General features: G+C 61.2%; 17 protein-coding genes. 7 read left to right on the forward strand and 10 right to left on the reverse strand.

Features of this window, described 5'->3' with window-relative positions; translation table 11 throughout:
* From CYD26_RS14385 to CYD26_RS14415, 7 genes are all read right to left on the reverse strand, one after another.
* Positions 1 to 1011, reverse strand: coding sequence for a chemotaxis response regulator protein-glutamate methylesterase (locus CYD26_RS14385; RefSeq protein WP_102052892.1), 1011 nt, complete (start codon positions 1009 to 1011; stop codon positions 1 to 3).
* Complete coding sequence (locus CYD26_RS14390; protein ID WP_102052893.1) at positions 1008 to 3329, reverse strand: hybrid sensor histidine kinase/response regulator; 2322 nt, start codon at positions 3327 to 3329, stop codon at positions 1008 to 1010. The genes CYD26_RS14385 and CYD26_RS14390 overlap by 4 nt, the downstream gene beginning before the upstream one ends.
* Positions 3326 to 3994 carry a chemotaxis protein CheW gene (locus CYD26_RS14395; protein WP_102052894.1) on the reverse strand — a complete coding sequence of 223 codons (669 nt, stop codon included), beginning with the start codon at positions 3992 to 3994 and terminating at the stop codon, positions 3326 to 3328. The genes CYD26_RS14390 and CYD26_RS14395 overlap by 4 nt, the downstream gene beginning before the upstream one ends.
* Entirely contained in the window at positions 3991 to 5259 is a 1269-nt protein-coding gene (locus CYD26_RS14400) for a protein-glutamate O-methyltransferase CheR (protein ID WP_102052895.1), read from the reverse strand. The genes CYD26_RS14395 and CYD26_RS14400 overlap by 4 nt, the downstream gene beginning before the upstream one ends.
* Positions 5256 to 5786, reverse strand: coding sequence for a chemotaxis protein CheW (locus CYD26_RS14405; protein ID WP_102052896.1), 531 nt, complete (start codon positions 5784 to 5786; stop codon positions 5256 to 5258). Before CYD26_RS14405 ends, CYD26_RS14400 begins: the two co-directional genes overlap by 4 nt.
* 7 nt (positions 5787 to 5793) lie before the next feature.
* Complete coding sequence (locus CYD26_RS14410) at positions 5794 to 7416, reverse strand: methyl-accepting chemotaxis protein (RefSeq protein ID WP_102052897.1); 1623 nt, start codon at positions 7414 to 7416, stop codon at positions 5794 to 5796.
* A 137-nt stretch (positions 7417 to 7553) separates the two neighbouring features.
* On the reverse strand, positions 7554 to 8237 hold the full coding sequence (locus CYD26_RS14415) for a tellurite resistance TerB family protein (protein ID WP_102052898.1): 684 nt from the start codon (positions 8235 to 8237) through the stop codon (positions 7554 to 7556).
* A gap of 168 nt (positions 8238 to 8405) precedes the next feature.
* Here CYD26_RS14415 and CYD26_RS14420 point away from each other — a divergent pair, with 168 nt between their 5' ends.
* From CYD26_RS14420 to CYD26_RS14450, 7 genes are all read left to right on the forward strand, one after another.
* Complete coding sequence (locus CYD26_RS14420; RefSeq protein ID WP_065759944.1) at positions 8406 to 9317, forward strand: LysR family transcriptional regulator; 912 nt, start codon at positions 8406 to 8408, stop codon at positions 9315 to 9317.
* Between the two features lie 133 nt (positions 9318 to 9450).
* The gene (locus CYD26_RS14425; protein ID WP_065759945.1) at positions 9451 to 10908 is read left to right on the forward strand and encodes a gamma-aminobutyraldehyde dehydrogenase; all 1458 of its coding nucleotides are present in this window, start codon (positions 9451 to 9453) and stop codon (positions 10906 to 10908) included.
* An 89-nt stretch (positions 10909 to 10997) separates the two neighbouring features.
* Positions 10998 to 12149: a putative ABC transporter substrate-binding protein YdcS gene (gene ydcS / locus CYD26_RS14430; RefSeq protein ID WP_065759946.1), complete on the forward strand. Its 1152-nt coding sequence runs from the start codon at positions 10998 to 11000 to the stop codon at positions 12147 to 12149.
* Positions 12150 to 12291: 142 nt separating this feature from the next.
* The gene (locus tag CYD26_RS14435) at positions 12292 to 13332 is read left to right on the forward strand and encodes an ABC transporter ATP-binding protein (RefSeq protein WP_102052899.1); all 1041 of its coding nucleotides are present in this window, start codon (positions 12292 to 12294) and stop codon (positions 13330 to 13332) included.
* Between the two features lies 1 nt (position 13333).
* Complete coding sequence (locus tag CYD26_RS14440; protein ID WP_102052900.1) at positions 13334 to 14284, forward strand: ABC transporter permease; 951 nt, start codon at positions 13334 to 13336, stop codon at positions 14282 to 14284.
* Positions 14274 to 15080 carry an ABC transporter permease gene (locus CYD26_RS14445; RefSeq protein WP_102052901.1) on the forward strand — a complete coding sequence of 269 codons (807 nt, stop codon included), beginning with the start codon at positions 14274 to 14276 and terminating at the stop codon, positions 15078 to 15080. The genes CYD26_RS14440 and CYD26_RS14445 overlap by 11 nt, the downstream gene beginning before the upstream one ends.
* An 18-nt stretch (positions 15081 to 15098) precedes the next feature.
* Entirely contained in the window at positions 15099 to 16523 is a 1425-nt protein-coding gene (locus CYD26_RS14450; protein WP_102052902.1) for a gamma-aminobutyraldehyde dehydrogenase, read from the forward strand.
* Positions 16524 to 16606: 83 nt separating this feature from the next.
* Here CYD26_RS14450 and CYD26_RS14455 read toward each other — a convergent pair whose 3' ends face one another.
* From CYD26_RS14455 to CYD26_RS14465, 3 genes are all read right to left on the reverse strand, one after another.
* Complete coding sequence (locus CYD26_RS14455; RefSeq protein WP_065759951.1) at positions 16607 to 17713, reverse strand: NADH:flavin oxidoreductase/NADH oxidase; 1107 nt, start codon at positions 17711 to 17713, stop codon at positions 16607 to 16609.
* Positions 17714 to 17838: 125 nt separating this feature from the next.
* The gene (gene recJ / locus CYD26_RS14460; RefSeq protein ID WP_102052903.1) at positions 17839 to 19548 is read right to left on the reverse strand and encodes a single-stranded-DNA-specific exonuclease RecJ; all 1710 of its coding nucleotides are present in this window, start codon (positions 19546 to 19548) and stop codon (positions 17839 to 17841) included.
* Between the two features lie 46 nt (positions 19549 to 19594).
* The gene (locus CYD26_RS14465; RefSeq protein WP_065759953.1) at positions 19595 to 20137 is read right to left on the reverse strand and encodes a YaeQ family protein; all 543 of its coding nucleotides are present in this window, start codon (positions 20135 to 20137) and stop codon (positions 19595 to 19597) included.
* Positions 20138 to 20260: the final 123 nt, after the last annotated feature.

Here is a 20260-nt window from a genome sequence, read left to right on the forward strand (position 1 = left end):
TCATTTTGAAAAAATTTCCAGCAGTCGGGGGGCAATGCGTTCCAGCGAACGAACCTCCACCGCTGCATCAATGGCCGCAGCAGCCTTGGGCATACCGTAAACGGCGCTACTTTGCTGATCCTGGGCGATCGTCAGAAACCCCTGCTGGCGCATCAACTTCAACCCCTGGGCACCATCACGGCCCATACCGGTAAGCAACACACCGACCGCATCACCACGCCAGAACCGTGCCACGCTCTCGAAAAACACATCGATCGAGGGACGATAGATTTCGTTCACCGGTTCAGCGGTATAACCAAGGGTGCCATTGCTCAACAACCGAATGTGGTGATTGGTTCCCGCCAGCAACACCTGACCGGGCTGCGGCGGCTCGCCCTCAAGTGCCAGGCGTACGTTCAAGCCAGAAGCACTCGCCAGCCAGTCGGCCATGCCGGCGGCAAACACCTGATCGACGTGCTGAACCAGAACGATCGCGGCGGAAAAGTTGCGCGGCAGGCCCTTGAGTAACACTTCGAGTGCGGCCGGACCACCCGCCGAAGAGCCAATGGCAACCAGCCTCTGACGCTGCGCCGCATCCCGCAAGTGTGTGTTCAACGGCTGCAGCGCGGCATTGCGCTGGCCGATCAGCCAGCTGATGTTGAGGATCTTGCGCAACAGCGGGGCCGCTGCCTCTCTGGGCTCACCGCCGCCCAAGGCGGGCGTATCGACCACATCCAGGGCGCCATGCCCCATGGCCTCAAAGACCCGGTGCACATTCTGTTTACGGTCGACCGTGACGATGACGATGGCGCAGGGTGTTTCGGCCATGATCCGCCGGGTAGCCTCAACACCATCCATCACCGGCATGATCAGGTCCATCAGGATCAGGTCCGGGAGCAACTCGGTGCAACGCTGCACCGCCTCGGCACCGTTGCTCGCGACCCAGACCACCTGGTGCGCGGGCTCAAACGCCAAGGCTCGGCGCAAGGCCTCAACCGCCAAGGGCATATCGTTGACAATGGCGACTCTCATCCCTGTGCTCCCCCGATCAGTTCCACCACGGCATCGATCAAGGCATCATCGTGAAAACTGGCCTTTGCCAAATAGTAGTCGGCACCGGCATCAAGTCCACGTCGGCGATCCTCTTCACGGTCCTTATAGGAGACCACCATCACCGGCAGCGACTGCAATCGATTGTCACGACGCAGCAGGGTAACCAGTTCGATACCGTCCATGCGCGGCATGTCGATATCGGTGATGAGCAAATCAAAGTCTTCGCTGCGCAGGGCATTCCAGCCATCCATGCCATCAACCGCTACCGCGACGTCATAACCGCAATTGCTCAGCAGCTTGCGCTGCAGCTCACGCACGGTCAGCGAGTCATCGACCACCAGAATGCGCTTGCGTACGCTGTTGCTGGCAACGCCCCGACCACGCTCAATGCGCTCCAGGCTACCGGTACTGAGCAGCTTTTCAACCGAGCGCAGCAAGTCCTCCACATCAATGATCAGGACCACCGAACCGTCATCCAGCAACGCACCGGCAGAAATATCCTGGACCTTGCCCAAACGGGCGTCGAGCGGCATCACCACCAGCACCCGCTCACCGATCAGGCGCTCGACCGCAACCCCATAGAGTGTCTCGCGCTCACGGATCACCACCACCTTGATGCCTTGCCCATCAGAGGCGCTAGTCGGCCTGTTCAATAGCTGGCTAGCCGCGACCAGGCCGATATGTCGGCCTTCATGCCAGAAGTGCTGACGCCCGTCGATCTGCACGACCGCCTCAGCCGGCAACTCCAGCGTGCGTTCAATATGGGCCAGCGGGAAGGCATAGGCCTCTCCCCCCACCTCAACGACCAGGCTGCGCACCACTGACAAGGTCAGTGGAACTTCAAGGTGGAAACAGCTGCCCTGACCGCTGACCTGGGTCAACTCGATTGACCCACGCAGTTGGCGGACCATGTGCTGCACAGCGTCAAGCCCAACACCACGGCCGGAGACTTCAGTCACGGTATCGCGCAAACTGAAACCGGGCAGGAACAGGAAGGTGAGCAGTTCGGACTCACTCATCTGCGCCACGGTTTCCGCAGGGGACAACTGGCGCTCGACAATGGCGTGACGTAAGTGCTCCAGATCAACCCCGGCACCGTCATCGCGCAGTTCCAACACCAACAATCCCGCCTGATGCGAGGCGCGAAGACGAATTCGACCCTCCAGGGGCTTACCCGCCAATAAGCGCTGCTCAGGCGTTTCAATGCCGTGATCAACGGCGTTGCGCAACAGGTGCGTCAAAGGCGCTTCGAGCCGCTCAAGCACATCGCGGTCGACCTGCGTTTTTTCGCCTTCGATTTCCAGCCGCACCTGCTTGTTCAGCGAGCGACCGAGGTCGCGCACCATGCGGCTCTGTCCCGTCAGTACATCGGCGAAGGGACGCATCCGGCAGGCCAGCGCTGTATCGTAAAGCAGCTGCGCGCGCTGGCTGGCCTGCCAGCCAAACTCGTCAAGGTCCGCGGCCTGTTGCAGAAGGATCTGTTGCGTTTCACCCAACAGACGCTGTGCCAACGCCAGCGCTTCCTGCACTTCAGCGCTCTGACCGCTTGCTTCCAATTGATGCTTCAGGCCATCAAGGGCTCGAATGCTCTGGTTCTGCATGCGCTTGAGCCGCTGCAAGGTGGCCAGGTAAGGCTTGAGCCGCTGCGTCTCGACCAACGACTTGCTCGAGAGGTCCAGCAGGCTGTTCAAACGCTCGGCGGTCACCCGCAACACGCGCTCCGAGCCCTCACTGCTGCGCTTGCTCCGACGCCCGCTGACCGGCACGGCAACAACGGGCTCGTCTGGCGGCGCCAATGGCGCAGGCTCGGGCATCGACAGGTGCTCGGGCGCGCTGGACAGGAGTGCCGGCGGACTGACAACTGGGGCGCTGGGGATGGGCGGTTCGGGAACGACCGCAGCAGTCGCCGCCGGATCCAGCAGCACCGCCATCTGCACCAGAAACGCCTGGACCGCCGCATCAATCGAAACATCGCCAGGGGTGGCGATGCGCATCAACAGGTCCGTGCCCTGCAGCAGGGCGTCGATATGTTCCGGGCGCAGAAACAACCGCCCCTCCTGCGCACCAACCAGGCAATCTTCCATGACATGGGCAACGCTGACTCCGGCGTCAACCCCGACAATGCGCGCTGCGCCCTTGAGCGAGTGCGCCGCACGCATACAGGCTTCCAGTTGATCCGCCTGCCGCGGATTGCGCTCCAAGGCCAACAACCCGGCGCTCAGCACCTGGGTCTGCGCTTCGGCCTCAAGGCTGAACAGTTCGAGCAACGACGCATCACGCATTTGCTCTGGGGTCATGACAGGCTCCGGCTCACGGCAGACAGCAATTGTTTTTCATCCAGCACCCTCACCGTGCGCCCACGCCATTGCAAAACAGCCTCGGTAAAGCGCTCTTCGGGCGGGCTGTCCTGAGTCAGCCGGGACAGCTCAAGGGCATGAATGCCCTCTACTTCATCAACTGGTGCCACGACAGAGCCACCTTCGGCGGCCAGAATCAACATCCGTGGTACCACACGCGACACCGTCGAGGTTGACGCGCCGCCCTCAAGCCCAAGCAGATACCCCAACGACAGGCATGGCACCAGCGCCCCCCGCACATTGGCAACCCCCTGCAGTACCCGGGAACGCTGATGCGGCAAGGAGTGCACCGATTGCAGCGGCGCGACTTCCACCAGGCAGCGCGACGCCAAGGCCAGCCACTCATCGCCTAATCGAAACAACAGCAAGGACCGTGTAGGGCCAATGTTCTGGACACTCTCCGCTTGCTGATGCGCATCCTGAGACAGGGCATAACGGTCAAGCAAAAGGGTTGCCGCAGCCGCATAAACAGCGCAGTTACGACAATGAACATGCTCGACCAACAACGCGCACTGCTTGTCGCCGTGAACACCGATGCGATTCCAGCAGTCGTCGATACTCGGCTGGTCGCTGGCAATCACACTCCATGCCTTGTGCTCGTTCATCGTTCAGACTCCCGTTCCAAGCGTCCCGCTCGCTCCTGCAATCGACGCGCACCGACCAGGTCACCCTGAGAGGCCAACAAGGCGGCCAGATGAACCAGCGCCTCAGGGTGCTGCGGCTCCAGATACAGGGCCTTGCGGTAGTACCGCACAGCGTCAGCACTGTCACCGGCCGTATCGGCAAGCAGCCCCAGCCAATAGAACACCTGGGCGCAAGGCTCATGCTCGCGCAAGTAACGCTCGCACACGGCACGTGCTTGCGCACTGCTGCCGCTATTGGCCAACTGGGCAATCTGTGCCAGCAATTGCACAGCGGTCTCAGTGCTGGCCTGTGGCTGTGGTTGCGGCTTGAGCTGAGGCGCGGTAAATGGCCGTCGCGCAGGTTCCAGCACCGGGCGGGGTACAACCACTGGTGCCGGTTTCAATACCGGCACAGGCTTGCTGACCGGCAGCTCCGCCGGCAGTTCCACCGGCGTCTGACGGACATAGGCAAATGATTGGGGAATACCCAAGGGACGCATACCCAGGCGCGCCAGCAGGCTGCCCTCGGCCGGGCCAATGAACAAGACCCCTTCTTCGTGGGTCAGGCCCTTCAGCACTTCAAAGACCCGTTGCTGAGTGGGCACGTCAAAATAGATCAGCAAATTGCGACAGAAGACGAAATCGTACGTCCCTTCACGCGTGCGCAGCATCGAGTCCAGGACATTACCAACCTGCAAGTTGACCTGTTGCTGCACGCGTTCATCCAGTCGATGCCCCTCGGCACACTCACTGAAATGCGTCTGGCGAAAGTGCTGCTGCTGGCCACGAAACGAGTTTCGGCCATACACAGCCTGTTTCGCACGGGCTATAGAGCCGCCACTGATGTCGATACCATCCACACGAAACGCTTGCGCAGGGACGCCAGCATCCAGCAAGGCCATGGCAATCGAGTAGGGCTCTTCGCCGGTCGAACACGGCAGGCTGAGAATACGCAATGGCCTGCTACCCGCGATCACGGCCAGTCGCTTGAGGGCCAGGCTGGCCAACGCCGCGAACGACTCCGGGTAACGAAAGAACCAGGTCTCAGGGACAATGACCGCCTCGATCAGCGCCTGCTGCTCTTGGCTCGACTGCTGCATTTGCAGCCAATAGTCGTCCAGATCACGCGCCGAAACCGCAGCGCAGCGCTGATGCAAGGCGCGCTCGACCATTGGCTCACCCACCGAGGCGACATCCAGGCCAATACGCTCCTGAAGAAAGCGAAAGAAGCGTTGCTGGCTGCTCATGCCCGCTGCTCCTGGCCCGCTTCGGCTAAGGCCGGAAACAGCAACTGGCGCACCTCATCGCTCAACAGCGCCTGAACCCCAATCCACTGCAGCAGGCCTTGCGCATCTTCGCGCACCGGCCCCAGGTAAGGCGCCTGGCTGTTATCCAGGCCATAGGGGCGAAATTCATCAGGATCACAGCGCAAGGTGTTGCTGGCCTGCTCCAGAATCAGCCCCAGCAACAAATCTGGTCGTTCGGGATCGACACGGTAATGCACCAGTACCAGTCGGGTACTGGTACGCACAGGTGCCGGTTGGCCAAAGCTCAACGCGCCAACATCAATCACCGGCACCAGAGCGCCCCGGTGGGCCAGCACCCCGGCCACCCAATGTGGCGCCTGGGCAATAGGCTTGAGTGGCAAACGTGGCAACACCTCAACCACTTCATGGGTGTCGAGGGCAAAACGCTGATCACCAATGCGAAACAACAGGAAGAGTCTGCCCTTGTTGGTCGCATCCGCGCTGCCGTGTGCCGGGAGGTCGTTCATCGGCGTGTCAGACTTTGAACCGTGAAACGCCGCCACGCAGGCCACTCGCGACCTGGCTCAGCTCGTCGATGGCAAAGCTGGCCTGACGCAGCGACTCCACTGTCTGGCTGCTGGCATCGCCCAACTGAACCAACGCATGATTGATCTGCTCGGCGCCTGTGGCCTGGGCCTGCATGCCTTCATTGACCATCAATACACGCGGTGCAAGGGCTTGAACCTGCTGAATAATCTGGGAGAGCTGCTCGCCGACCTGCTGCACCTCAAACATGCCGCGGCGGACTTCCTCGGAGAACTTGTCCATGCCCATGACCCCTGCCGAAACCGCCGACTGAATCTCCCGCACCATCTGCTCGATATCGTAGGTCGCCACGGCGGTCTGATCGGCCAGACGGCGCACTTCCGTAGCCACCACCGAAAAGCCGCGACCATACTCGCCCGCCTTCTCAGCCTCAATCGCTGCATTGAGCGACAGCAGGTTGGTCTGGTCGGCCACCTTGACGATGGTCACGACCACCTGGTTGATATTGCCGGCCTTCTCATTGAGGATCGACAACTTGTTGTTCACCAGGTCCGCAGCCCCCATGACCTGAAGCATGGTCTCTTCCATGCGTGCCAGGCCCTGCTGCCCGGAACCGGCCAGGATGGAGGCCTGATCGGCAGCGCTGGTCACCTCGGTCATGGTGCGCACCAGGTCGCGCGAGGTGGCGGCGATTTCCCGTGACGTAGCACCAATTTCAGTGGTCGTCGCTGCAGTTTCAGTCGCCGTAGCTTGCTGCTGCTTGGAGGTGGCGGCAATTTCAGTCACCGAGGTGGTCACCTGCACCGAAGAACGCTGGGCCTGAGATACCAGATTGGTCAACTCGACCATCATGTCGTTGAAACCGGTTTCCACTGCACCGAACTCATCCTTGCGGTGCAGGTCCAGACGCACACTGAGGTCACCACTGCGCAGCCCATCCAAAGCGCGAACAATCAGTTGCATAGGCGTACTGATCGCACGCATCAGCACAAGACCGCAGACGGTGGCTGCCACAATCGCCATCAACAACGAAATGATCATGCTGACCTTGGCGGTAGACACGGCACTGACGATCGACGACGTCGCATCTTCGGCCATATGACGGTTACGCTCGATCACCCCATTCAGGTTTTTCCGGCCATTCATCCAGGCAGGCGTCAGCTCCTGCTCCAACAGACGCCGTGCCTCTGGGTAGTTTTTGCCGCGATAGGCATCAAGCACTTTGTCGAGGGTAGCCCGGTACGCTTGTTCAAGGCGCGCGAATTCCTCGAAATTGGTTTTTTCCTCAGCGTCCTCAATGGTTGCCTGGTAGCTGGCCATGTGTTGCTTCACGCGCTCGTCGAAGCTTTTGTAGAGCGCCATGTCAGCACTGGTGATTTCACGGTTGTCACTCAACCCAACCAACTGCTGGGTGGTCACGTAGCTATCGACCCAGGCGCCACGAATCATCGAACTGTAGTAGACACCCGGGATGCTGTTGGCACGCACATCCTCCTCACCGGACTCGATCGTCACCAGCCGTGAGTAGGCAGCAACCACCATCAGCGACATGATGGCGATGATCACGGCGAAGCTCGCCAGGATCCGTTGGCGCAATGTCCAATTATTCACAGTCAGCCCTCAAGTGTTCTACGCGAGCGGAAAAATGGGCGGATTATAGCCCGCCACTCGTCGCTTTTGCGGCTGACATAGCGCATGGAACTGGCTGAAAGTCATAAATAGTGGCAATCAGCCCATATTTTTTGACCTCAGGCTTCGCGAACCTGTACCTCCAGTGCCTGCTTCAATGCCGGGTCGAGCCCCAGTTGCCTGGCCAGTTCATCGAGGTAGGCGCGCTCCATGAAGTGCTCTTCATCCACCAGCATGACACTGGCGATGTACATTTCGGCGGCCATTTCCGGCGTACTGGCTGCACGGGCAACATCCGCCGGATCCAGGGGTTTGTTCAGCTCGGCATGCAACCATTGGCGCAATGCCTGATCCGGCGTCAGTTTGACGAACTCCCCCTCGATCAGTGCACGTTCGCGCTCATCGACATGCCCATCGGCCTTGGCTGCCGCCACCAGCGCCTTGAGGATCGCCTGGCTGTGCTGTTCGACCTGCGCAGGAGGCAGGCGATCAAGGGTCTGCGGCTCGCCCTTCGGTGCCGAGGCCTGACTGGCCTGCCAGTTGCCATACGCCTTGTAGGCCAGCACACCCAGGGCGGCCAAACCGCCATAGGTCAACGCCTTGCCACCATACTTGCGCGCCTTCTTGTTACCCAGCAACAAACCCATGGCTCCGGCAGCCAGCGCGCCGCCTCCGGCACCCGAGAGCAAGCTGCCAAGCCCGCCGCTCTTGGTAGCCTTTGCGGCAGTCACATTGCCAGCCTGGTTCTGCAACAGGTCCTTGCCGGATTTGAGTAGTTGGTCGAGCAAGCCACGGGTATCCATTCACAACCTCCAGGAGAGGGACGAAAAACTGCCGTCCAGATTAAGCCGATCGGCTTTCCTGCATACCGGTGTATTTGCTTCTGGATGTTGCACCCGACGCAAAACACGCCTATTGATAAAAACGATATAGACTCACAAATCCCATAAAAACTCATAAAAGCCAACGCCATGATGACCTTGCGCCAGATCCGCCATTTCATCGCCGTCGCTGAAACCGGGTCCATTTCCGCCGCCGCTCAAACCGCGTTCATTTCCCAATCAACCCTGACCCTGGCGATCCAGCAATTGGAGCAGGACATCGGCGTCAGCCTGTTCAGTCGGCACGCCAAGGGAATGACCCTGACCCATCAGGGCCATCAGTTCCTGCGTCAGGCCCACCTGATCCTCGCCACGGTCGACAATGCCAAGCGCAGCCTGCAGCAGAGTACCGATCAGGTTGCCGGGCAACTGACCATTGGCGTAACCAGCCTGGTCGCCGGTTACTACCTGGCCGACCTGCTGACGCGCTTCCAGCGGGCCTACCCGAATGTCGATATCCGAGTGACCGAGGACGAACGCCCCTACATCGAGCACCTGTTGGTCAACGGTGAAATTGATGTCGGGGTACTGATCCTGTCCAACCTTGAAGACCGCCTGGCCCTGCAGACTGAAGTCCTCACCCACTCACCCCACAGGCTCTGGCTGCCCGCGCGTCACCCCCTGCTCGAACACGACAGCATCAGCCTGGCCGACGTTGCCCGCGAACCGCTGATCCAGCTCAACGTCGATGAAATGGAGCGTAATGCCCAGCGCATCTGGGCGGGTGCCGGCCTGCAGGCCAACATCAGCCTTCGCACCGCCTCCACCGAAGCGGTGCGCAGCCTGGTCGCGGCCGGCCTGGGGGTTTCGATACAACCGGACATGACCTACCGCCCCTGGTCGCTGGAGGGCGACATTATCGAGGCCCGCCCCCTGGCCGACCTCAACCAGACCCTCGACGTCGGTCTGGCCTGGCGCCGAGGCACGGCAAGGCCGGCCTTGGTCGACCCCTTTCTCACCGTGGCCCGCGAACAACCCTCCGGGCGCAAGCCATCTATTTAATCGAACGCAGCCTTCAGTATTTAGAATTTGTAGGCCTAGCTCATGGCCACTAGTCTCTCCGTGACGAGCACGCAAGGCCCCAGGCTTCCCGACGAAGCACTTGGCACCGACAGAACAAAAGAGAACTCGCACTATGGCTGGCACGCCCCCACTGCTGACCCATCTGCTGATTGACGGCGAACAGGTGGCCGGTCACGGTCGGGCCGAAGCGATCCTCAATCCTGCGACCGGCGAGGTGCTGACTCAGGTTGCCGACGCCAGCACCGAGCAGGTCGAACAGGCCATTCAGGCGGCTCAACGGGCATTTGCTGGCTGGGCCCGCACAACACCACAGCAACGCTCCAGCGCCCTGCTCTCGATTGCCGATGCCATCGAAGCGCAGGCAGACCTGCTGGCACGCCTTGACGCCATGAACTGCGGAAAACCCCTGCATTTGGCACGCCAGGACGACCTGACAGCCGCCATCGACGTGTTCCGGTTCTTCGCCGGGGCCGTGCGCTGCCAGACCGGTCAACTGGCCGGTGAGTACCTGCCCGGCTACACCAGCATGGTGCGCCGTGATCCACTCGGTGTGGTCGCCTCGATTGCGCCATGGAACTACCCGATCATGATGGCCGCCTGGAAGATCGCGCCTGCGCTGGCCGCCGGCAACACCGTGGTGTTCAAACCTTCCGAGCACACACCACTGTCGATCCTGGCACTGGCCCCGGCGCTGGCCGAACGCCTGCCACGCGGGGTACTGAATATTGTCTGTGGCGGTGGCGAGGGGGTTGGCAGCCACTTGGTCAGCCACCCGGCGGTACGCATGGTGTCGTTGACCGGCGATATCGTCACCGGCCAGAAAATCCTCCAGAGCGCGGCCAAAACCCTGAAGCGCACACACCTGGAACTGGGCGGCAAGGCACCGGTGATCGTCTGCAACGATGCCGACCTCAAGGCCGTCGTCGAGGCTGTACGCACCTACGGTTACTACAACGCCGGCCAGGACTGCACCGCGGCCTGTCGCATCTATGCCCAAGCCGGCATCCATGATCGGCTGGTCAGCGAGCTCGGCAGCGCCGTTTCCAGCGTACGCTTTGCCGGCAAGCGCGATGCCGACAACGAGATCGGCCCACTGATCAGTATCCGCCAGCGGGACCGGGTCGCAAGCTTCGTCGAGCGCGCCCTGAGCCAGCCCCACATTGAACGCATCACTGGGGCTGCGGTGCATTCCGGGCCAGGTTTCTTTTACCAGCCGACCCTGCTGGCTGGCTGCAAACAGACCGACGAAATTGTCCAGCGTGAGGTATTCGGCCCGGTGGTGACCGTCACCCGCTTCGACGAACTGTCCCAGGCCGTGGACTGGGCCAACGACTCCGAATACGGCCTGGCCTCATCGGTATGGACGCAGAACCTGGATAAAGCCCTGCAGGTCGCGGCTCGACTGCAGTATGGCTGCACCTGGATCAACAGCCATTTCATGCTGGTCAGCGAAATGCCTCACGGCGGGCTCAAGCGCTCCGGGTATGGCAAGGACCTGTCCAGCGACTCACTGCAGGACTACAGCGTGGTCCGGCACATCATGGCCCGCCAGGGCGAACCATGGGGTTAGACCCGCAGAACCGCACTACGCTTATAAGAAGTAGATCAGATAACGCCTTCACTACTGCCCCGACCATAATTTAAAGAAGAGGGATAACCATGTTCGTGAACAAGACTGCAGTGCTCAGTTCCTTGGCTACCGCACTGCTGGCCAGTGCCAGCCTGCAAGCGGCCGAACCACTCAAGGCTGTTGGCGCGGGTGAAGGCCAACTGGATATCGTCGCTTGGCCCGGCTACATCGAACGCGGCGAAAGTGACAAGAACTACGATTGGGTAACCGGTTTCGAGAAAGAGACCGGGTGCAAGGTCAGCGTGAAAACCGCCGCGACCTCCGACGAGATGGTCAGCCTGATGGCCAAAGGCGGTTACGATCTGGTCACTGCCTCGGGCGATGCCTCCCTGCGCCTGATCGTTGGCAAACGCGTACAGCCGATCAATACCGCACTGATCCCCAACTGGAAGAACCTCGATCCGCGCCTGAAAGATGGCGCATGGTATGTGGTCAACAAGCAAGTCTATGGCACCCCGTACCAATGGGGCCCGAACGTGCTGATGTACAACACCAATGTGTTCAAGCAGGCCCCGACCAGCTGGAGCGTGGTGTTCGAGCCACAGAACCTGCCAGACGGCAAACCCAACAAGGGCCGGGTCCAGGCCTATGACGGCCCCATCTACATTGCCGATGCGGCGCTCTACCTGAAATCGGCCAAACCGGAACTGGGTATTCAGAACCCCTATGAACTCACCGAAACCCAGTACAAGGCCGTGCTTGACCTGCTGCGTCAGCAGCAACCGCTGATTCACCGCTATTGGCATGACGCAACCGTCCAGATGAGCGACGTGAAAAACGAAGGCGTGGTTGCCTCCAGCTCGTGGGGCTACATGGTCAACGGCCTGAAAGCCGAGCAACAGCCTGTGTCCTCGACTATTCCCAAGGAAGGCGCCACGGGCTGGGCGGACACCACCATGCTGCATGCCGAAGCCAAGCACCCCAACTGCGCGTACAAGTGGATGGACTGGTCATTGCAACCGAAGGTCCAGGGCGATGTAGCGGCCTGGTTCGGCTCGCTGCCCGCCGTCCCTGCGGCCTGCAAGGCCAGTGAACTGCTGGGCGCAGAAGGCTGTGCAACCAACGGCTTCGACCAGTTCGACAAGATCGCCTTCTGGAAGACCCCGCAGGCCGAAGGCGGCAAGTTCGTGCCTTACAGCCGCTGGACTCAAGACTACATCGCGATCATGGGCGGTCGCTGACAGCTTCAAGTGCCGACCTTGCCGGTGCAGTAACAACCCTGCACCGGCAAGGTCAATGCCTTGAGAGACACCTTACATCGATTTCAGCAGTCCAGGCGTTGGGCGCGCTGCGCGCCCTTACGCCTATCCGGAGCACCGCACCATGACGCTTGCAGTCCAGTTCACCCACGTTTCCCGCCTGTTCGGCGAAGTGAAGGCCGTAGACCGGGTTTCCATTGATATTCAGGACGGCGAGTTCTTCTCCATGCTGGGCCCGTCCGGCTCAGGCAAGACGACCTGCTTGCGACTGATCGCCGGTTTCGAACAACCCAGTGCCGGCTCGATTCGCATACACGGCGTGGAGGCTGCCGGCCTGCCGCCCTATCAGCGTGACGTCAACACGGTGTTTCAGGACTATGCCCTGTTCCCGCACATGAACGTTCTCGATAACGTCGCCTACGGCCTGAAGGTCAAAGGCGTCTCAAAAAACGAACGCCACGCCGCCGCCGAAGAAGCCTTGGCCATGGTCGCGCTGGGGGGCTACGGCGCGCGCAAGCCGGCACAACTGTCCGGCGGTCAACGCCAGCGCGTGGCCCTGGCCCGCGCCCTGGTCAATCGGCCGCGCGTACTGTTGCTCGACGAACCCTTGGGCGCCCTCGACCTGAAGCTGCGCGAGCAGATGCAGAGTGAGCTGAAGAAGCTCCAGCGTCAGTTGGGCATTACCTTCATCTTCGTCACCCACGATCAGACCGAAGCGCTGTCGATGTCTGATCGCGTAGCCGTATTCAACCGAGGGCGCATCGAACAGGTCGATACCCCACGCAATCTTTACATGCAGCCGGCCACCACGTTCGTCGCCGAGTTCGTCGGCACCTCCAACGTGGTCCGTGGCGAACTGGCCCAACAGCTCAATGGCAGTAGCCTGCCGTTCTCCATTCGCCCGGAACATATCCGCTTTGGCGAAGGCCCCTTGGCCAGCCATGAGGTGCAGGTCAGCGGGCTGCTCCATGACATTCAGTATCAGGGCAGCGCCACCCGCTACGAACTGACGCTGGACAGCGGCCAGACCCTGGCGGTGAGCCAGGCCAATAACCAGTGGCAAGCCCAGTCGCCGGTATTTCAGCCTGGCCAACGCCTGACCGCGCGTTGGGCCCGCGAGGCCATGACCGCCCTGCAGGAAACCGCGTTGCACGAGGGTCAGTAAGATGAGCCTGACCCTGGATAAACAGGCGCCCGTACAGCACGAGCCTGCGCTGCGACGCTTCTCCAACCTGCTCTACCGACGGCCGAACCTGTACCTGGCCTTGCTGCTGGTGCCGCCACTGATCTGGTTCGGGGCGATTTACCTGGGCTCACTGCTGACGTTGCTCTGGCAAGGGTTCTACACCTTCGACGACTTCACCATGGCGGTCACCCCCGAGTTGACCCTGGCGAACTTCACCGCCCTGTTCAACCCGTCAAACTTCGACATCATCCTGCGCACCCTGGGCATGGCCGTCGCGGTCTCCCTGGCCAGCGCAGTGGTGGCATTCCCGATTGCCTACTACATGGCGCGCTATACCAGTGGCAAGACCAAGGCCTTTTTCTACATTGCCGTGATGATGCCCATGTGGGCCAGCTACATCGTCAAGGCCTATGCCTGGACCCTGCTGCTGGCCAAGGGCGGGGTTGCCCAGTGGTTCATTCAGCAACTGAATCTGGAGCCAGTGCTGCATGTCATCCTCGGTATTCCCGGCGTTGGCGGCAGCACCCTGTCGACCTCGCACCTGGGCCGTTTTCTGGTGTTTGTCTACATCTGGCTGCCGTTCATGATCCTGCCGATCCAGGCATCGCTGGAACGCCTGCCGCCCTCATTGCTGCAAGCCTCGGCGGACTTGGGCGCCAAACCCCGGCAAACCTTCATGCAGGTCATCCTACCGCTGTCGATACCGGGCATTGCCGCCGGTTCGATCTTTACCTTCTCGCTGACCCTGGGCGACTTCATCGTGCCGCAACTGGTCGGCCCGCCCGGCTACTTCATCGGCAGCATGGTGTATGCCCAGCAAGGCGCTATCGGCAACATGCCGATGGCCGCAGCCTTTACCCTGGTGCCGATCGTGCTGATTGCCATCTACTTGTCCATCGTCAAACGACTGGGGGCCTTCGATGCACTCTGAAAAAGCGTCCCTGGGCCTGCGCCTGGCTGCCTGGGGCGGGCTAGTGTTCCTGCACTTCCCGATCCTGATCATCTTCCTCTACGCCTTCAACACTGAAGACGCCGCCTTCAGTTTTCCGCCTCAGGGCTTCACCCTGAAGTGGATCAGCGTGGCGTTCTCGCGCCCCGACGTGCTGGAGTCGATCAAGCTCTCGTTGCAGGTCGCCTGCATGGCCACCCTGATTGCCCTGGTACTGGGAACCCTGGCCTCCGCGGCCCTGTACCGGCGCAGTTTCTTTGGCAAGGAAAGCATCTCGCTGATGCTGATCCTGCCGATTGCCCTGCCTGGCATCATCACCGGTATCGCTCTGCTCTCCGCGTTCAAGCGCCTGGGCATCGAGCCGGGTATTTTCACCATCGTCGTCGGCCACGCCACCTTCTGCGTGGTGATCGTCTACAACAACGTCATCGCTCGCCTGCGCCGAACCTCGCAAAGCCTGATCGAGGCGTCCATGGACCTGGGTGCCGATGGCTGGCAGACCTTCCGCTTCATCGTTCTGCCCAACCTGGGCTCAGCCCTGTTGGCGGGCGGGATGCTGGCCTTTGCCCTGTCGTTCGATGAAATCATCGTCACCACCTTTACCGCCGGCCATGAGCGCACCCTGCCGATCTGGCTGCTCAATCAGCTCAGCCGGCCACGCGATGTACCTGTCACCAACGTCGTCGCAATGCTGGTGATGCTGGTGACCATGCTGCCGATCCTTGGCGCCTACTACCTGACCCGCGGCGGCGAAAGCGTTGCCGGCAGCGGCAAATAACTCCTGGAGGACTCGAACATGCAAACCAAACTGCTGATCAACGGCCAACTGGTTGCCGGCGAAGGTAGCGCCTACCCAGTGATCAACCCGGCACAGGGCAGCGTGCTGGTAGAAATCAATGAAGCCAGCGAAGCGCAAGTCGACAGCGCCGTCCGCGCGGCAGACCTGGCCTTTGAAAGCTGGTCGCAGACGACGCCGAAAGACCGCTCACACCTGTTGCTGCAACTGGCCGATGCCATCGAAGCGCATGGTGGCGAGCTGGCAAAACTGGAGTCGGACAACTGCGGCAAACCGTACCACGCGGCCCTGAATGACGAGATCCCGGCCATTGCTGATGTGTTCCGCTTCTTCGCCGGTGCCAGCCGTTGCCTGAGCGGCTCGGCGGCGGGCGAGTATTTGCCGGGGCATACGTCGATGATCCGTCGCGACCCGATCGGTGTTGTTGCCTCCATCGCTCCGTGGAACTACCCACTGATGATGGTCGCCTGGAAGATCGCCCCCGCGCTGGCCGCCGGCAATACCGTGGTGCTCAAGCCCTCGGAACAGACCCCTCTGACGGCCCTGCGCCTGGCCGAACTGGCCGCACCGATCTTTCCGGCGGGGGTCCTCAACATCCTGTTTGGTTGTGGCCCGAGTGTCGGCACGCCGCTGGTGACTCACCCGAAAGTGCGCATGGTCTCGCTGACCGGCTCCATCGCCACCGGCGCCAACATCATTTCCAGCACGTCCGACAGCGTGAAACGCATGCACATGGAGCTGGGCGGCAAGGCACCGGTCATCATCTTTGACGACGCTGACATCGATGCCGCCGTCGAAGGCATCCGCACGTTCGGCTTCTACAACGCAGGCCAGGACTGCACTGCCGCCTGCCGCATCTACGCCCAGAGCGGTATCTATGAACGTTTTGTCGAGAAACTCGGCAAGGCGGTGTCCACCATCAAGTACGGCAAGCAAGGCGACCCCAGTACCGAACTCGGCCCATTGATCACCGCCCAGCACCGTGAGCGCGTTGCCGGCTTCGTCGAGCGCGCGATTGCCCAGCCACATATCCGTCTGATCACGGGCGGCAAATCAGTGCCGGGCCATGGTTTCTTCTTCGAGCCAACCGTACTGGCCGACGCCCAGCAGGACGATGAAATCGTCCGCCGTGAAGTGTTTGGCCCAGTGGTTTCCGTGACCCGTTTCGAGGATGAAACACAAGTAGTGGCCTGGGCCAACGACTCCGACTACGGCTTGGCCTCCTCGCTCTGGACCGCCGACGTGGGCCGTGCACACCGTATCTCGGCACGCCTTCAGTACGGCTGCACCTGGGTGAACACCCACTTCATGCTGGTCAGTGAAATGCCGCACGGCGGGCAAAAGCTGTCAGGGTACGGCAAGGACATGTCGATGTACGGGCTAGAGGACTACACCTGCATCCGCCATGTAATGTTCAAGCACTGACCGCCCAAGCGCAGGCAAGCCCAGATGGCAGCAGCGGGCTTGCCTGCGATGTTTTCCAAAGCATCGACGATGAAGGCTCGCCTTCAATCGCGCAAATCCGACTCGTGAATCGGCTGCTCGCGGCTGGTGGCGCGCTGGTATTGAGCAGGCCAGACCGCCTTGTTGCCGCCCAGGTCATCATCGGCATGCAGCGGCCAATAAGGATCGCGCAGCAGCTCTCGGGCCAGCAGGATAATGTCGGCCTGACCGGTGCGCAGGATATGTTCGGCCTGAGCTGGCTCGGTGATCATGCCCACTGTGCCGGTAGCGATTTCCGACTCCTTGCGTACCCGCTCGGCAAATCGGGTCTGGTAGCCTGGCCCGATCGGGATTTCGGCATGTACGGAGGTCCCGCCGGAGGACACATCGATCAAATCGACCCCCAGGGCTTTCAGGCGTCTGGCCAATTCGACGGTTTCATCCGGGTTCCAGCCATCCTCGACCCAATCAGTGGCCGACACCCGTACGAATACGGGCAGATCACGGGGCCAGACCTCACGGACAGCTTCGGTGACCTGCAGCGTCAAACGAATTCGGTTTTCAAAGCTGCTGCCGTACTCATCACGGCGCTGATTACTCAAGGGCGACAGGAACTGGTGCAGTAGATAACCATGGGCGGCATGCACCTCGACCACTTTGAAGCCGGCCGTCAACGCACGCTTGGCCGCACTGACGAAGGCCTGAATCACCTCGTGAATCTGCGCCACGCTCAATTCGCTGGGGGCGGTGTGCTCAGGGTCGAAGGCAATTTTCGACGGCCCCACCGGTACCCAGCCACCGTCTTCGGGTTTGACGCTGCCACGCTTGCCAAGCCAGGGCCGATGGGTGCTGGCCTTACGCCCGGCATGCGCCAGCTGAATGCCGGGTACCGCGCCTTGGGCAGTTATGAACCGGGTAATACGTTGCAATGGGGCGATCTGTGCATCGTTCCACAGGCCAAGGTCCTGAGCGGTGATCCGGCCTTCGGCGGTGATCGCAGTCGCTTCAGTAAAGACCAACCCGGCACCACCGACCGCGCGGCTCCCCAGATGTACAAGATGCCAGTCATTGGCCAGCCCATCCGCGGCCGAATACTGGCACATGGGTGATACGGCGATTCGGTTGGGCAGGGTCAGTTGGCGCAGGGTGTAGGGCTCAAGCAGCAAGCTCATGGGGCACCTCTCAAATTAAGTGGTAAGGCTCCAGAGGCATTGATCGGCCGACCACAGAATCTTCCCCGCAGGCTCTTCGACCCGATCAACCCTTTTTAGAGCCTAGACCACTTTGCTCCCTGCAATCAGCGCGGCTCCATATGGACGATCATCAATTGCACGGTTTCCTGCCCTCGGAACTCGTTGAGGTCGAGTTTGTAGGCCAGTTCCACCCAACGCACGGTAGGGTTGGGCCAGATATCCCGATCAATGCCAAAGGCAATACCGTCGAGCTTGACCGAGCCACACTCACTCTTGAGCACCACTTTCAGGTGGCGCTCACCCACCACCCGCTGTTCGACCAGTTGAAACACCCCGTGAAACAGCGGTTCAGGGAAGTGTTGCCCCCATGGACCGGCATGACGCAACGCCCGCGCCAGTTCCAGGTGAAACTCCTCAGCCGAAAGGCTGCCGTCGGACAACAACCGACCGGTCAGGTCTTCTTCACGCAATTGCCGACGCACTTCCTCATCAAAGGCCTGAGCGAACGCCGGAAAGTGTTCTGCCGGTAATGACAGACCGGCCGCCATCGCGTGGCCACCGAACTTGCTGATCAACTGAGGATGGCGAGCAGCTACCGCGTCCAGTGCATCGCGGATATGGAACCCCGGCACCGAGCGGGCCGAGCCCTTGAGCATCCCCTCCCCGGCATCGGCAAAGGCGATGGTCGGGCGGTGGTAACGCTCCTTCAGTCGCGAGGCGAGAATACCGATGACGCCTTGGTGCCAGTCAGGCTCGAACAGGCACAGGCCGAACGGCATCGACTCCAGTGGCAAGTCCTTGAGCTGGGCCAGCGCCTCACGCTGCATGCCCTGCTCGATGGATTTGCGGTCCTGGTTCAACTCGTCAAGTTGGGTAGCCATTTCCTGCGCCTGGCCCGCATCCTCGCTGAGCAGGCATTCAATGCCCAGGCTCATGTCATCCAGACGCCCGGCCGCATTGAGCCGTGGGCCGAGAATGAACCCAAGGTCAGTCGAGGTAATACGCCGATGGTCACGTCGGGCCACTTCCAGAATGGCCTTGAGCCCAGGCCGGGCCCGCCCGGCGCGGATGCGCTCCAGGCCCTGATGCACCAGAATGCGGTTGTTCGCATCCAGCGGCACAACGTCAGCGACGCTGCCCAGGGCCACCAGATCAAGCAGTTCGCCGATGTTCGGCTGCGGCCGGTTGGCGTAATGCCCGAGGCTGCGCAGCCGCGCCCGCAGCGCCATCAGCACATAGAAGATCACCCCTACCCCGGCCAATGCCTTGCTCGGGAAGGTGCAGCCCGGCTGGTTCGGGTTGACGATGGCATCCGCTGCCGGCAGTTCGTTGCCGGGCAAATGGTGATCGGTCACCAATACCTTGAGCCCGGCGGCCTTGGCTGCCGCCACGCCCTCGACACTGGAGATGCCGTTGTCCACGGTAATCAGCAACTGAGGCTGACGCTCCAGGGCTACTGCAACGATTTCCGGGGTCAGGCCGTAACCGAACTCGAAACGGTTGGGCACCAGGTAATCGACGTGGGCCGCCCCCAGCAAACGCAAACCGAGCATGCCCACCGTGCTGGCGGTCGCGCCGTCGGCATCGAAGTCACCGACAATCAGAATACGCTGGCGCTGCTCCAGGGCTTCGACCAGCAGGTCGACCGCCGCATCAATGCCCTTCATCTGCTGGTACGGCAGCAGGCGCGCCAGGCTTTTATCCAGCTCGGCCTCGGACTGCACGCCACGCGCAGCGTACAAACGGGTCAACAGGGGTGGCAGATCGCCAAGGAAAGGCAACGTGGTCGGCAAGGGCCGCGGTTCGATACGCATGGGGCTAAAAGGGCTTCTCTGGCATTCGGGAAAACGAAGGGTGGGCTCAGACGCGCTCGCCGAGCAGCCACTCCAACTGAACTTCATGCTGACCGCGATCATCGGTGACGAAAATGGTCCCTTCACTGATCATCACGTCCCACTTGATTGCACGAGGCATGTCCGTGGCCAGCGTCTCCAGCACGTCCTGGGGCACCGCTGCGATGTTGACGTTCTTCAGACCCTTGACCGCATCGACGACCTTGGTTTGCCAGACACGCAAGCTGCCATAGGCCAACAGGCTGGTGCGCTCTGTGCGTCGCGAGCACCAGGTCAGGCGATCGGCATCTGGCTGACCAACTTCAATCCAGTGCAGGACGCGATCATCCAGGCTCTTTTCCCAGAGTGCCGGCTCGTCGACGTCCGACAAGCCTCGGCCGAACGCCAACTGCTCGTTGTACCAGAAGGCATAAGCCAGCAGGCGTACGGCCATGCGCTCTTCGGTTTCCGAAGGATGGCGGGCGATGGTCTGCTTGACGCTTTCATACACACCGCGATCGAGGTCAGTAAGATTCAGTTCAAACTTGTAGGTAGTGGACGGCTGGGCCATGAACGGGCTTCTTGCGAAAAAAGAAAGTCGCCCAGTCTAACCGATCTCGACACCCAGTCCCTTACAAACCTGCGCCAGAGCAGTATCTGTCGTCGCACAGCTGTGATAAAAACAGTGCTCTGC

The organism is Pseudomonas sp. FFUP_PS_473, from assembly GCF_002858665.1.
Classification (GTDB): Bacteria; Pseudomonadota; Gammaproteobacteria; order Pseudomonadales; family Pseudomonadaceae; genus Aquipseudomonas; species Aquipseudomonas defluvii.

Coding starts and splice junctions, on each gene's coding strand:
- CYD26_RS14405 (WP_102052896.1), bottom strand. CDS start 5,786: ATGAACGACCTCCCGGCACACGGCAGCGCGGATGCGACCAACAAGGGC.
- CYD26_RS14395 (WP_102052894.1), bottom strand. CDS start 3,994: ATGAACGAGCACAAGGCATGGAGTGTGATTGCCAGCGACCAGCCGAGT.
- CYD26_RS14445 (WP_102052901.1), top strand. CDS start 14,274: ATGCACTCTGAAAAAGCGTCCCTGGGCCTGCGCCTGGCTGCCTGGGGC.
- CYD26_RS14390 (WP_102052893.1), bottom strand. CDS start 3,329: ATGACCCCAGAGCAAATGCGTGATGCGTCGTTGCTCGAACTGTTCAGC.
- recJ (WP_102052903.1), bottom strand. CDS start 19,548: ATGCGTATCGAACCGCGGCCCTTGCCGACCACGTTGCCTTTCCTTGGC.
- CYD26_RS14415 (WP_102052898.1), bottom strand. CDS start 8,237: ATGGATACCCGTGGCTTGCTCGACCAACTACTCAAATCCGGCAAGGAC.
- CYD26_RS14450 (WP_102052902.1), top strand. CDS start 15,099: ATGCAAACCAAACTGCTGATCAACGGCCAACTGGTTGCCGGCGAAGGT.
- CYD26_RS14465 (WP_065759953.1), bottom strand. CDS start 20,137: ATGGCCCAGCCGTCCACTACCTACAAGTTTGAACTGAATCTTACTGAC.
- CYD26_RS14455 (WP_065759951.1), bottom strand. CDS start 17,713: ATGAGCTTGCTGCTTGAGCCCTACACCCTGCGCCAACTGACCCTGCCC.
- CYD26_RS14420 (WP_065759944.1), top strand. CDS start 8,406: ATGATGACCTTGCGCCAGATCCGCCATTTCATCGCCGTCGCTGAAACC.
- CYD26_RS14385 (WP_102052892.1), bottom strand. CDS start 1,011: ATGAGAGTCGCCATTGTCAACGATATGCCCTTGGCGGTTGAGGCCTTG.
- CYD26_RS14400 (WP_102052895.1), bottom strand. CDS start 5,259: ATGAGCAGCCAGCAACGCTTCTTTCGCTTTCTTCAGGAGCGTATTGGC.
- ydcS (WP_065759946.1), top strand. CDS start 10,998: ATGTTCGTGAACAAGACTGCAGTGCTCAGTTCCTTGGCTACCGCACTG.
- CYD26_RS14425 (WP_065759945.1), top strand. CDS start 9,451: ATGGCTGGCACGCCCCCACTGCTGACCCATCTGCTGATTGACGGCGAA.
- CYD26_RS14440 (WP_102052900.1), top strand. CDS start 13,334: ATGAGCCTGACCCTGGATAAACAGGCGCCCGTACAGCACGAGCCTGCG.
- CYD26_RS14435 (WP_102052899.1), top strand. CDS start 12,292: ATGACGCTTGCAGTCCAGTTCACCCACGTTTCCCGCCTGTTCGGCGAA.